This window comes from Phormidesmis sp. 146-20 (assembly GCF_052939475.1).
Genome location: NZ_JBJPHT010000003.1, coordinates 184,687 through 197,802, shown reverse-complemented (window position 1 = coordinate 197,802; position 13,116 = coordinate 184,687). Strand labels below are relative to the sequence as shown.

Sequence of the window (13,116 nt, the reverse complement as noted above, 5' to 3'; positions counted from 1 at the left end):
TTAAGTGATTCAAAACTATGACGATTCGGCTACTTTTTTAAGTAGATTTCCGCCGCCCGGCTTCGCTGATTTTTCTAGAAGTTCTTGAGCGATCGCGTACCATTCGTCTCGCAGCGCTTTGTCTTTTTGGTCGTCACTCAACAGCTTGCCCCGACGATCGGGATATTTGTCGTAAAACTTTTCGTTGACCGATCGCACAAACTCACTGTAATCCAGCCCCAGTTCTCGGCAGCGGGTTTCTAGATAGTCGCCTCGACGCTGCTCTGCTGACGGAATTTTAGCCGGACTGGACGAAGACGCTAGTTTAGGCACCGCATTCAACAATCGCGGCACCGCCCACACGAGAACCCCAATCACCGCCCCAAACACAACGACTCGATAAACAATTTTGAGAACGCCAAAAACAGTAAATCTGAAAACGCCAAAAATTCCTTTGAAGATTGCGCCCGTCACATAAGCGGTACTGCTAAGAACCCACATTGGAAATCGAAAAATATTGATTCCAGCATCTCTAGACGGATGAGTATTCACAACCGTGGTTTGTCGTCTGCGGCCCACCAATGCGATCGTATTTTGCTGCGTCAGAGAAGATTGCTGTGTCAGAGAAGACACTTGAGACTGAACGGGCCGCGCCAGGTGTGGCTGAAGGACCTGTAAAACCTCCTGGGCGGATTGGTAGCGATCGCCGGGTCTATAATTCAACAAACGATTCATCACGTCGGCAAACTGAGGCGAAACGCTGACATAGCGCTGCCAAGTCCAATTCAAAGTGACGGGATCAAACAAGTCTTTGGGGTCGCGTCCCGTCAGCAACACAATGCAGGTCACCGCCAGAGAATACAAATCGCTGCTGGGATTGGCTTTACCTGTCTGGAGTTGTTCGGGGGCGGCGTAACCGGGCTTACCAACGAGCGTCTGGGACGCAACGGGTTGAGAAAGCTGGTTGGCAATGGCTCTGACAACCCCAAAATCAATGAGAACAGGCTGCTGATCGTGCGATCGCAAAATAATATTGTCAGGCGCAATGTCTCGATGAATAATCCCAATCGTGTGAATGTAGGTCAACACGGGCAAAATCTGCTGCAACAGGGTGACCACTTCGGCCTCGCTAAAGGTAAACCCGCCTCGCTGACGATCGTCCAATAGCGTCTCATAGGTTTCGCCCTCGACATAATCTTGAGCCAAAAACAACAAGTCACGATCGACCGTGTGTACCTCAAACAATTCTCGAAAACGGGGAATCTGAGGATGACGAAGCTGATACAACACCCCTGCCTCTCGCGTAAACAAATCCTTGGCTTTTTGCAGCGCCGCCACTCCCTGATCTTGAGGCGCAAACTCTTTGAGAACGCAGGGTTCATTAAACCGATTAGTGTCTTGCACCAGATAAGTCCTGCCAAATCCGCCCTGTCCCAGGATGCGATCGACGCGGTATCGATTTTGAATCAGAGTGCCTGTGGGAAGCGGTGACTGCATAAGAAGGGATGAGGGATGAGGGATGAAACGGCTGGCGGATTTTTGACAGTTAGGATTTGGTCTAATTTAAGGTGAATTCGATGAAATTGTTTACTTCCTGCTGTTCGAGATATGCACGAGGGGTTGCAGCTTTAGAATGTGTCTTGAAGTCCCATAAAATTGGCAGCTTGGGGGGCAGAAAATTTAAGTACCGAAGCGAGGAATTTCATCAAATTCACGTCTAATTAGAATAACGCTTTCCAAATTTACCATTGGTTTTTGAGTAGCGTCAGCAGAAAGGGGCGCTTTTTGCACTCGGCTTCGATGTCGTCTCAGGAATGTTGGACAATCAATGAAGAGACCTTAAGAAACAAGCCTGCCCGTGAAACGCCGCCAACTTCTCAAACAGCTTCTACAAACTTCGGGAGGACTGATCGCTGCCAGCTTTTTGGGCGGTTGTCAGTCGAAAGCGATCGACCCGTTGTTTCTCCTCAATCTGCTCAATCCTAACGATCGCCTACCTGATCACATCATCACGCCATTGAGTGAATTTTATGTGCAGTCCTACGCGCTGGCATCAAGGGTAGACGCTGAAACCTGGCAACTCAAACTGACCGGAGCCGTCAAACAGCCGATCGTCCTCAATTTTCAGGAAATTCTTGAGGCTCCGCAGGAATCGTTTTATCTGACGATGGAATGTATTGGCAATCCCGCAGGCGGCAATCTGATCGGCAACGCCCAATGGACAGGAACGCCGCTCTTACCCTTTTTGCAAAAAGCTGGAATTGATCAGGCAGCGATCGAGTTTGCCTTAAAGGGAGCCGATTTTTATGAAACCACGTTGCCAGCTTCAGAGGTGCTCCGTCCCGATGTGCGACTCGTCCATCAGATGAATGGTCAATCTCTGACCGCTGCACATGGCTATCCGGTTCGCATTTTGATTCCGGGACACTTTGGGCAAAAACAACCAAAATGGCTGGTCGAAATCGAGGCGTTGACGACCTCAAAGCGAGGCTTTTGGGAGCATCAAGGCTGGTCAAATACCGCAGAAATTCCGACCCATTCGCTGATGCGTCAGGTGCAAAACACGCGGGTCTGGAATCGTCACCATCAGGTCAATCTCAGCCGAGACGGTGAAACAGGTTGGCAAAAAGGCGTTTTGATCGCCGGAGTCGCGTTAGACAAATCTGCGCCCATTCAGTCGATCGAACTCAGTCTTGATGAGGGCAAAACCTGGCAACCCACCGATCAAAACCGTCCCGATTCTCCTCACGAATGGACGCTGTGGCGCTATCTCTGGCAACCAAACCAGCCTGGAAAATATACGCTACTCGCACGGGCAACCTCCGATCGCCAACAGCAGCCCTTAGAAGACAAAGACGGCAAAGACGGCAGTTCTGGCATTCTCAAAATTCAAGTCACACTGGACGCTTAGAATTGAGAATTAATTCACTTGCCGCCAGTTTTGATAATCTCTAGCCCCAGCGAGGCGCAAAGGAGCCACTGAGTCAATTCTTGGAACCGTTGGCTGAAACGATGGCACTAGGGCGATAGCCGAAACGGTGCCTACGATCGCCATCAATGCCAATAGCCTGACGGTCATTTTGCCTGTCCATTAGACACTTCATAAGTTTGAGGTAAGGACTGCCGATCGGCGACTTAGAAAACTTTCTGCAAAGATGATATTGCCGTCAAGATATCAATTCTTCGGCATTGCTAAATCGTGGGATGAATTGCCCTAAAGCGGCGGGAAACCCAAGGTTCAAACGTGAAAGTCTTCAAAGGGCAGGTTCTTAGCCTTTGATTGACGGCTAACCCCTAACGACCGAATTCTCACAACTCAAACAGGATGGCTATTCACTATCTATGCTAAGTAATCCTGAAGGTATAAAATTGCGCGATACGATCGCCATCTACGAAGTTCCCCTGAAATCAAGAACTTAATCTTTATATAATTTGCGTGAAATCACTATCTTCCCTCCGTGTCTTCAGGCTTCTCCTTATAAAGTGGAATGAAGGTATACGTCTGAAAAGTCATGATGGGTGAGGAAACGGGAGTGAGTCAAGGTCTCAGCCAGGAGAAGCTCAGTATTTATACTAAAGTTTCAGTAGTGATTCCTACAGTTGATCGATCAGAAACGATCGGTGAAGCGATCAAACGAATTTTTGCAGGAACGGTTCAGCCTTTTGAAATCATTGTGGTCGATCAAAGTAAGAATGATTTGACCTGCAACGCTCTATCAAAGTTCATTCAGTCTGGCAAAGTACGCTATCTCAAAGATGAAGGGTCGGGCGCTTCTAGAAGTCGAAATATTGGTTGGAGAAATGCATCCGGCGAAATTATTGCCTTCACTGATGATGATGCTCAAGTCGATTCACAGTGGTTAGAAACCATTCAGCGCACTTTTTCTCAAACGCATCTCAAAATTGGTGTTTTGGGGGGCAAAATTATTCCATCCTATGAGCAAAAAAACGCTAACTGGAGCATTCCTAAAAAGTGGGAATATCTTCTGCCTGCCTACGATCAGGGCGATCAGTTGAGCCTGTATCAAGCCGAAAATTTGCCAGCAGGGGTCAATTACTCGGTCTATCGATCGGTGCTAGAAAAGTTCTCTGGTTTTGATGAAAGTCTGGGGCCAAATGTAAGTCGAGGCATTCAAATTTATGGAGAGGATGCTGAGTTTGCTTTACGATTACAACAAAACGGGTTCGACATTGTATATAACCCAAACTGCATTGTTCACCATCCTGTTCCTCTCAGTAGACAAACCCAAAACTTTTTAGAAAAGCGGCTGATTTCAGAAGGGGCAACCTATGTGTTTATGCAGACCAAAACCAACAGCAATTTGTGGGAATGTCTGGTAACGCTAGTCAAAAGTCTAGTCAGATATTCTCAATGGTTTCTCAGTCGGAGAAGACAAAACGATCGACACTATCTCACCGGAAAAATCACAGCACTGCTCAAATGCGGACTGCTCAAACGACATCCAGATTCTCTCTAAACAATCGCCATACAATCGGCAAAGAACATCGGACTAAAGACGTTTGACGTTTGACATTGAACATTGGACGGAGGACGCTAAATTGAACGCTAAACGGAACCTCACTTGGATAAAGTTTCCTCACTTCGCTGTCTAAGACTTCTACCCGCCAACCTCCCAATTCTAGAGACTTTCAGAGGAGACTTCTGGTTCAATGTCTTTCATAAGCGGGGGAACTTATGGAGCATTCTTCCTATGTCCAACGTCTTCAGTTCCATGTCTAAAGTTTCCTCGACCTGATAGGTTGCAGTTGTAAATTTAGAAAGCCCGGAGATTTTTTACACGGCGTTGCTGATTGGAGGGATGAATGCGTGGGAAGTGTCCATCTTTTCGCCCCCTAAATCCCCAAAATTGGGGAACTTTGAACCTTGGGTTTTCCGCCGCTTTGGGGCAATTCATTCCCTGATTCAGCAACGTTTTTTACCCTAACGGCTAGGGGTTGAATTGTTTCCATTGAAGACAAGGGAGGCAGGTAAGGGCGATCGTTCTCCTATGGTGTAGCCTCGCGATCGGATCAGTTTCTGTAAATCTGCGACTCGATGTTTGGAGGGGGGATGGGTGGCCAAAATTGCGGTTAAGTCCGATCGTTCTTTTTGCCCCATTCGCTCAAAAAAGTCGGTGGCTCCGGCGACCTGTCCATAGGTAGCTTGCAGCAGGGTCAGACCTAATTCGTCGGCTTGCGTTTCTTGGCGTTGAGAAAATCTGGCTTGACTGAGTGCAACTGCGCTAGAAGTGGCGATCGACTGCAACGATCCGGCATCTCCCACAAAGACAGAGAATGCTAACTGTAGCAGTAATCCCTGTCCAATTCCCCGAAGGTGATCACGATGGGCAAAGTGTCCCAATTCATGTCCCAAAATCATCATCAACTCATTCTCAGATCTGACTTCTTTGAGTAACCCCTGATAGATAAGAACACGATCGCCAGGGATAGCTGCTGCATTGATCGTTGGTTCTGGAATGTATAAAACTTGATAATCGCGTTTTTGATCGCTGGACTGTTTTGCTTTGAGGCGATCGAGCAGTTGGTTGAGGGTGTCTTGAGTGGGCGAAGGTTGAGATAGTTTCTCGTAAGTTGGGACAATCAGCGCTCCGAGTCTCTGCTCGACACTAGGCGGAATCCACCAAACGATCGCATTCACCAGCGCTGACATTGACCAAAAGCCAACCAAAATAACGCTGAACATCAAAGCCGCCAGTTTGAGCAGTTGGGGGCTTGATGGGGGAGGATTGCGATCGCTGTAAGCGGCCGTACCAGGGGCAAGTTTGATTGGAGGCATAGCACGTCAGGTTAGTTATTGCTCTTGACAGGTCGAAAAGGCTGCAAAAAGTTGAGCAACTGATGCAGGTGACGCGACTGAACCCACAAGCGACCTTTGCCACTAAAGCGACAGACTAACCCCTCCCCGCCAAAGAGTCCGGTTCTCAGTCCCCTAAAGGATAAGCCACCCATCATTTCAACCTGATAGCTCAACGTGTCTTCAAAGGCGGCAACATAGCCCGTGTCCACGACATAAGAGCCGTCTACCGGAATTTCGAGAACTGCCCCATAGGAACTGAACCAGAGATCACCCGTGCCGCTGGCTTTAATCAAAAAGAGCGATTCGCCACTAAAAAAGCCTTTCATCCCCTGAAATTTTGTGTCGAGCGTGACGGTTGGGCTACAAGCCACAAATCCAGATGACTGCACCATCAGAGCATTGCCGTTGAGAGCATAGTGTTTTAGATCGCCCGGTACGCCAGGGGAAACCAAGAGATCACCCGATCGCTGCTTGGCAGTAAATTCGCTGACAAACAAGGACTCGCCGCCTATCATGCGACCCAGGCTTTTCATCAGTCCGCCTTGCATTTTGGACTTCATCTGAATGCAGCTATCCATTGCGGCCAGGGCACCTGACTCGACGAGGACGGTTTGATCAGGTCGAAGTTTGAGTTTCAAAGAGGCATATGCGGGAGCGTGTTGGATATCGTAGGCGATTGGGTTGGACATAGAGGGATGAGGGATGAGGGATGAGGGATGAGGGATGAGGGATGAGGGATGAGGGATGAGGAAGAACGTAGGTTGATTAGCGGGCGGGTAGCTGACTGCCGATCGTGCGTCCAAATGCGCCGGGGTTGTGGGTTTGGCAGAAGAGGCGACCTTTGCCTTGAAAGCGACAGACTAGACCTTCTCCGCCCATCAGGGTGCCTAGCCAGCTTTTGTTGACTCTGGTAATGGAGAAGTTTAGGCTTTGCTCAAAGGCGACGATGTGACCGGTATCGACAATGTATTCGCCATCGACTTCGATTTCGTAGATGCCGCCAAACGAGCTGAGGAGAATTAACCCCTGACCTGTGACGTTGAGCCAGAAAATTGACTCGCCCGAAAAGACGGACTTGAAGCCTTGGAATCCCAGTTCTATATCGACTCCAGGTGTGCTGGCGAGGTAGCCTGTTGATTGCACGATCAATCCGGTGGAGGTGAGTTGGTAGGGGAGAATGTCGCCAATTAGCTTGGGGGCTAGATAAACTTCACCTGTGCTGGTGCCTGATCGAAACACGCTCAAAAATAGCGACTCGCCGGCCACCATCCGTTTGAGTCCGCCCAACAGTCCGCCGCCTTTGCCCTTTCTGAGCGTGGTGCTGACGTTGAGAAATCCGCTCATGGCAACCATTGATCCGGCTTCGGCGACCAGTTCTTCTTGAGGGTCGAGATCAATTTTGGCGATCGAACTATCGGGTTGATGTAAAACTTCGACTTGCATGGGTTTCCTTAAATGTGTGGGTCGATCAGACACGAATTGCTAACGCACTTTAGTTCGCAAAAACCGCACCAGCCCGCCAATACTGCGAGATTGAAGGTAGATTTCTCCTTGTCCAGAGAGCCGATTCACCAGCCCTTCTCCAGAGGTGACGGAGCCAATCAGACCACCTGATAAGCCGACTTTCATTTGAATGCCAGGGTTGTATGCCACGAGATGCCCCGAATCGACAATAAAATCACCTTTGACCTGCTGTTTGGTCAGACCGCCGTAGGCTCCAAAGAAAACGAGTCCGTTGCCGCTCAACTTGAGTTTGAACAATCCCTCACCCGCCAGCCAACTTGAAAACCCTGCCCAATGTACGCTCATTTTTACGCCTCCGGCATGGGCAATATAGGCACCGGGTTGAAAGCAAATTTCGCGGCCTTTCAGTTCTAAAGCCAGCATGTCGCCGATCATCGACTGCGTTAGCACCAATTCCAGAGGCTTTTGAGTGGGATTGGTAAACTTGTTGACAAACAAAGACTCGCCCCCAAAAAACTTTCTGACCAGGGCTGGAATCAAGCCACCCGAAAACTCAGTTTGCATTGACAATTGGGCTGCCATACTGGCCATGGCTCCTGATTCTGCGGTCAGGCTTTCTCCAGGGTTGAGCGTGACAAAGACAGCAGCAAAAGCGGGCTTGTAGCGGATATCGTATCTCACAGCGATTTCCCTGCGATGAAGGTTATTTTGTCGTCAGTGTGCCCCGATCGCTTGCACTGATCACGACTGTTGATAGCAACCAGAAAAGGGGCGATCGTTCCGCATAAATTTGCAGAAGATCAGACCTTCTTTTTTAGGATGCCTTTGCGATGTGCAACTAATTCGCCCTCATCCCAACCCTTCTCCCCAGGGTGGTTTCATACAAGGAAAAAATAGTGAGGATTTTTGATTCCTTCGTTGAGGTTCGCTCAAAGTTGCGAACGCTACGCGCCACAAAGTGTTCGCAGAGACTGAACAATCAGGCTTCCGGGTTTCCTTTTGGTGTACGAAACCACCCTGCTCCAAAGTGATTCAAGAGGGATACTTCCTCGTGCAACAGAACAAAGTTCGCCCTCATCCCTACCAAATCCCCCGCTTTCCAGACGGTCTGACCGTCATCCAATTCGTTCGAGCCATCGCCAACTGTTCGGGGGTGAGCTTTGCCCCAGTCAGATTAGCCCCACAAAGATTGGCTCCCCGCAGGTTGGCATTGAGCAGATAGGCACCACTGAGATCGGCCCCCCGCAGATCGGCTCCTTCTAAATCAGCATTATTAAGATAAGCCTTAATCATATTGGCATCTCGCAAATTGGCTCGACCGAGGTTTGCCCGCCCAAAGTCTGTGCCCAACAGGTTTGCCCCTTGCAGGTTGACCCGGCTCAAGTTTCCCTGATGAAAGACCGCTCCTGATAAGTTGACCCGTGGCAAAATCAGCGCTGCCAGATCATAGGAGGCAAAATCGCGCTTGCCCTTGCTGTAGTAGCTTTGTAGGCTCTGAGAATCCAGCTTTTGAGGCGCTTTTGTCTGTTCTCCAGAGGTGCCCGTCCGCCCGCTAGAGTCGCGATTTTTGGTGCCCATGCCCGAAGGCTTGGCGGCCATGACCCGATTGCGAGCAGCACCCGACTGCAAACTAGTCGATTCAGTGCGGCTTTGTCGAGCGCGGATGGCCATCGCAGCACGAGCGGCCGGCGAGGAAGAAGGCTGGGAGTCAGGCTCCGATCGCTCAATCCCCCGGTGTCCGGGTCTGGGATTGACGCTATTCATGCTGTTGGCGAGGCTGTCGAGATACGGCTCCAAATCCAGCGCCCGAAAGATATCATTGGCGTTTTGATAGCGGTGACGCACCGAGACTTCCAGCATTTTCTTTAAGACACTGGCAAAGTGATCGCTGACTTGCACTTGCTTTTGCCAGACGAGTTCACCCGTTGCGGGGTCGTAATCCAAATCCTTGGGCGACTTTCCGGTGAGTAGATAAATGCAGGTAACACCAAGCGCGTAGATATCACTGGCATAGACCGGACGCATCGCCATCTGCTCCGGTGGGGCAAAACCAGGAGTGCCGATCGCGTAAGAAGTCAAAGCAGTCTGTTCAGAGAGACTTGCAGAGGCGGCGTTGACCTGATTTTTGACGGCTCCAAAGTCGATGAGGACAAGTTTACAATCGTGCGATCGCCGAATCAGATTGGCAGGCTTGATGTCACGGTGAATGACTTGATGGCTATGAATATATTGCAGAACAGGCAAAAGTTCGCTGAGAAACTGCTTGACCCCAGCTTCACTAAAAGGCTGTCCCGATCGCTTAATCTCTTGCTGAAGGGTTGCCCCACTAATATATTCTTGAACTAGATAAAATTCTTGGCTGGCATCAAAATAGTCAAGCAGGCGAGGGATCTGGGGATGATTGCCAATTCTACCCAGGGTTTCGGCTTCTCGCTGAAAGAGTTCTCGTGCCATTTCCAACACATGGGGAGCCGTCGCCGTCGGGCGCAATTGCTTGATCACGCAGTTAGGCTGTCCGGGCAAAGATTCGTCCCGCGCCAAAAAAGTAGCCCCAAAGCCGCCCTGACCCAATGCATGTAGAATTCGATAGCGATCGCGGAGCAATAGCTTTGAACCACAAGCCTGACACAGTTCAGCGTGGAGTAGATTTTCAGGATGGGAACAGAGTGGATTCAGGCAGTAGCTCATTCGGCATTACCCGTGTTGGTGGTGACTACTGGGATATTGCTACCCTACCCTTATTATCTGGGCATGGACGATATAAAGTAGTGTGAATTGTGCCGCAAATCTTTGAAGAATTGCTAAAGTTGCTTGCTGGTGATTTAGGTCGTGAGGATTTGACGATATTCAGATTTCCATCTTTAGGAAGACTCCTAATCATAGAGAATACCCAGAAATTTAGGGTCTGCAAACAACCATACCGCGAACTTTCCTCCAGTGATTGGCTGGTTTTTGGTAATTAGAGATCTTAAAGGCAATCGCTAGGAGCAGAAAGTCACCTAGATAACACAGGTTAAAGTTGTGTCGTTCTGGCAGTCTGGGCGACGATCGTGCTCCTCATTCGATCACTTGCTTCCGTCATCTATTAATGAATACTTCCACTCAAGCGAATTTCCGCACGGTTAGAGAAAGTTGACTTTATTTTCAATAGGGCTGGCTCAAAAGCAGAGGTCTATTTTGGAAGGATGTCAGCAAATTTAATGAGGTCTTTTTATTTTGCTCCGCTTTAAATAATCGAGGCTTGACAGTTCACAAAGTAACGTCACTTTAGAACTGACTGAGGATGAATAGATCGATCGGGACGAGTCTGCAAAATTCCGCTTTGCTCCCTCCTTGAGCGGTAGAATGATTCAGATTGACATCGGTCAAATTGGCACATCAAAAGCAAGCTACATGCGTATTTCTTTGAACTGGCTGCGCGAACTCGTGGATATTTCTCTGACTCCGGAGGCGTTGGCGGATCGGCTGACGATGGCGGGGTTTGAGGTCGAAGAGATTGAAGACCGACGCACCTGGGCAAATGGGGTCGTCGTCGGTAAAGTGCTGGAGCGAGATCCTCATCCCAATGCCGATCGCTTGAGTGTGTGTCAGGTTGATATTGGAGCGGGAACGCCGTCTACGATCGTCTGTGGTGCGGCTAATGTGCGGGCTGGCGTTTATGTCCCGGTGGCGACGTTGGGCACTTATTTACCCAAAGTTGATCTCAAGATCAAGCCAGCCAAGCTGCGGGGCGTTGCCTCGGAGGGCATGATCTGTTCGCTGTCAGAGTTGGGGCTGACTAAGGAATCTGAGGGAATTCACATTTTTGAGGACGCGAACACCTCTGGTGCAGAAAGCCTGAGCGTTGGCAGCGATGTGCGTCCTTTATTAGGTTTGGATGATGTCATTCTCGATCTGACTTCGACTGCTAATCGGGCGGATGCGTTGAGTATGGTTGGGGTGGCGCGAGAAGTGGCCGCTTTGACGGGAGCCACGCTGAGACTTCCAGAAGCGGCGGAGCCGACGATTCGATCTGGGGGCAATTTAGCGGTCAAGGTTTCAGATTCTCAGGCTTGCCCGACTTATATTGGGACGGCGATCGAGGGCGTAAAAATTGCCCCTTCTCCTCTATGGCTACAACAGCGCCTTCAATCGGCAGGCATTCGTCCGATCAGTAACGTTGTCGATGCGACCAACTACATTCTGTTGGAATGGGGACAGCCGCTTCATGCCTTTGATGGCGATCGATTAATGTCGGTTGCAGTAAGTGAGAAGCTGGCAATTGGAGTCCGGTTTGCTCAGTCGGGTGAATCGCTGAAGACGCTAGATGGACAAACCAGAACGCTTCAAGAACAAACGCTGGTAATCACCGCAAACAATCACCCTGTGGCCCTCGCGGGTGTGATGGGAGGTGCCGACACCGAAGTAGGCGAAGGAACGCAGAATTTGATGCTGGAGGCGGCTTTGTTTGATTCGGCGATCGTTCGGCGATCGGCGCGTTCTCAAGGGATGCGGACGGAAGCATCGGCGCGGTATGAACGGGGAGTCAATGTGGCAGAGCTAGAAACTGCCTGTCGTCGAGCTTTACAGCTAATTACACAACTCGCGGGTGGAGCGGTGGTCGCTCAAGAAAAGGCCGATGCGCGTCAGGATGAAACTCGGACGATCGCCCTGCGGCTAGAGCGCGTCAATCAAGTATTGGGCATGGTGGATTTAGGAGAGGAGCTGGGCGATCTTCAGGTCAAAGATATTGAGAAAACCCTGACGGCGCTGGGCTGTCAACTGGCTCCCACAAATAAGCCGGAAGTCTGGAATGTCACCGTTCCGCCCTACCGCAGTCGAGATTTGGAGCGGGAGATTGACCTGATCGAGGAGATTGCGCGGCTGTATGGCTACGACAATTTTTGTGACACGTTGCCTGCCAAAAGTGAACCGGGATTTTTGTCGATCGAACAGGTGATCACCCGCAAACTTCGCGAAGCTTTGAGAGGAGCAGGGTTGACGGAGCTAATTCACTACTCGCTGGGCAAGCCGGGAGCCGATCGAGAAGTCGTGCTGGCAAATCCCTTGTTTACCGAATATTCTGCTCTACGGACTGATTTGATTGCTGGCTTGATCACCGCTTTTCAGTACAACTTAGAGCAGGGCAACGGGGCGCTGAATGGTTTTGAAGTGGGGCATGTGTTCTTTTGTGAAGAAGACGGATTGACCGAAGCCGAATTCATCGCCGGGATTTTGGGGGGCGACCCAACGGAGGGCAAATGGGTTCGAGGTGGACGCGAGCAGCCTTTGACGTGGTTTGAGGCAAAAGGCTTGCTGGATGCGGTCTTTAAGCGAGTCGGATTGGCGGTGGAATATCAGCCAGATCGCCGTGATCCCCGCCTGCATCCGGGTCGGACAGCTTCTCTGTGGGTGCGGGGCAATCGATTGGGAACCTTTGGACAACTCCATCCTCAACTGCGTCAAGAACGCGATCTGCCCGATGAAGTTTACGTCTTTCAGCTAGATTTGAATGTGGCGATCGACCAGTTAGATCAAGACGAAGCGCTAATTCCCATTTTTCAGCCTTACTCGACTTATCCGCCGTCCGATCGCGATCTGGCTTTCTACGTGTCTACCGATGTGTTGGTGGCTGACCTGGAGCGATCAATGGTCAAAGCCAGCGGCAAACTGCTCGAATCGGTGACCCTGTTTGATGAATATCGGGGCGATCGGGTTCCAGAAGGACAGCGTAGTTTGGCGTTTCGGTTGGTGTATCGATCGGACGATCGCACCCTCACTGATGAAGATATCGAGCCAGTGCATCAAAAAGTCCGAGAAGCACTAGTCGAAAAATTTCGCGTAGAACTGAGAAGTTAGGAATCAAGTTAGGAATC

10 protein-coding genes are annotated in these 13,116 nt (G+C 50.1%); 3 read left to right on the top strand and 7 right to left on the bottom strand.

Annotation, left to right across the window (positions count from 1 at the left end):
• Window positions 1–15: 15 nt before the first annotated feature.
• The gene (locus ACKFKH_RS04380; RefSeq protein ID WP_446857018.1) at window positions 16–1,476 is read right to left on the bottom strand and encodes a protein kinase domain-containing protein; all 1,461 of its coding nucleotides are present in this window, start codon (window positions 1,474–1,476) and stop codon (window positions 16–18) included.
• A 361-nt stretch (window positions 1,477–1,837) separates the two neighbouring features.
• Here ACKFKH_RS04380 and ACKFKH_RS04375 point away from each other — a divergent pair, with 361 nt between their 5' ends.
• On the top strand, window positions 1,838–2,890 hold the full coding sequence (locus tag ACKFKH_RS04375) for a molybdopterin-dependent oxidoreductase (RefSeq protein ID WP_446857017.1): 1,053 nt from the start codon (window positions 1,838–1,840) through the stop codon (window positions 2,888–2,890).
• Window positions 2,891–2,899: 9 nt separating this feature from the next.
• Here the strand turns inward: ACKFKH_RS04375 and ACKFKH_RS04370 are convergent, their stop codons facing one another.
• Window positions 2,900–3,058 carry a hypothetical protein gene (locus ACKFKH_RS04370; protein WP_446857016.1) on the bottom strand — a complete coding sequence of 53 codons (159 nt, stop codon included), beginning with the start codon at window positions 3,056–3,058 and terminating at the stop codon, window positions 2,900–2,902.
• A gap of 508 nt (window positions 3,059–3,566) precedes the next feature.
• Here ACKFKH_RS04370 and ACKFKH_RS04365 point away from each other — a divergent pair.
• Window positions 3,567–4,457, top strand: a complete 891-nt coding sequence (locus tag ACKFKH_RS04365) for a glycosyltransferase family 2 protein (protein ID WP_446857015.1) — start codon at window positions 3,567–3,569, stop codon at window positions 4,455–4,457.
• Between the two features lie 464 nt (window positions 4,458–4,921).
• Here the strand turns inward: ACKFKH_RS04365 and ACKFKH_RS04360 are convergent, their stop codons facing one another.
• The 5 genes from ACKFKH_RS04360 to ACKFKH_RS04340 form a co-directional block, all read right to left on the bottom strand.
• The gene (locus tag ACKFKH_RS04360) at window positions 4,922–5,776 is read right to left on the bottom strand and encodes a M48 family metallopeptidase (RefSeq protein ID WP_446857014.1); all 855 of its coding nucleotides are present in this window, start codon (window positions 5,774–5,776) and stop codon (window positions 4,922–4,924) included.
• An 11-nt stretch (window positions 5,777–5,787) separates the two neighbouring features.
• A complete protein-coding gene (locus tag ACKFKH_RS04355; RefSeq protein ID WP_446857013.1) occupies window positions 5,788–6,486 on the bottom strand; it encodes a TIGR00266 family protein in 699 nt (232 codons plus the stop codon).
• A gap of 76 nt (window positions 6,487–6,562) precedes the next feature.
• Window positions 6,563–7,240, bottom strand: coding sequence for a TIGR00266 family protein (locus tag ACKFKH_RS04350; protein ID WP_446857012.1), 678 nt, complete (start codon window positions 7,238–7,240; stop codon window positions 6,563–6,565).
• A 39-nt stretch (window positions 7,241–7,279) separates the two neighbouring features.
• A complete protein-coding gene (locus tag ACKFKH_RS04345; protein WP_446857011.1) occupies window positions 7,280–7,942 on the bottom strand; it encodes a TIGR00266 family protein in 663 nt (220 codons plus the stop codon).
• A gap of 399 nt (window positions 7,943–8,341) precedes the next feature.
• Window positions 8,342–9,949: a protein kinase domain-containing protein gene (locus ACKFKH_RS04340; protein ID WP_446857010.1), complete on the bottom strand. Its 1,608-nt coding sequence runs from the start codon at window positions 9,947–9,949 to the stop codon at window positions 8,342–8,344.
• Between the two features lie 657 nt (window positions 9,950–10,606).
• On the opposite strand from ACKFKH_RS04340, the gene pheT reads away from it, so the two are divergent.
• Window positions 10,607–13,099: a phenylalanine--tRNA ligase subunit beta gene (pheT, locus tag ACKFKH_RS04335; RefSeq protein ID WP_446857009.1), complete on the top strand. Its 2,493-nt coding sequence runs from the start codon at window positions 10,607–10,609 to the stop codon at window positions 13,097–13,099.
• Window positions 13,100–13,116 lie beyond the last annotated feature (17 nt).

Coding starts and splice junctions, on each gene's coding strand:
- ACKFKH_RS04380 (WP_446857018.1), bottom strand. CDS start 1,476: ATGCAGTCACCGCTTCCCACAGGCACTCTGATTCAAAATCGATACCGC.
- ACKFKH_RS04370 (WP_446857016.1), bottom strand. CDS start 3,058: ATGACCGTCAGGCTATTGGCATTGATGGCGATCGTAGGCACCGTTTCG.
- ACKFKH_RS04360 (WP_446857014.1), bottom strand. CDS start 5,776: ATGCCTCCAATCAAACTTGCCCCTGGTACGGCCGCTTACAGCGATCGC.
- ACKFKH_RS04355 (WP_446857013.1), bottom strand. CDS start 6,486: ATGTCCAACCCAATCGCCTACGATATCCAACACGCTCCCGCATATGCC.
- ACKFKH_RS04350 (WP_446857012.1), bottom strand. CDS start 7,240: ATGCAAGTCGAAGTTTTACATCAACCCGATAGTTCGATCGCCAAAATT.
- ACKFKH_RS04340 (WP_446857010.1), bottom strand. CDS start 9,949: ATGAGCTACTGCCTGAATCCACTCTGTTCCCATCCTGAAAATCTACTC.
- pheT (WP_446857009.1), top strand. CDS start 10,607: ATGATTCAGATTGACATCGGTCAAATTGGCACATCAAAAGCAAGCTAC.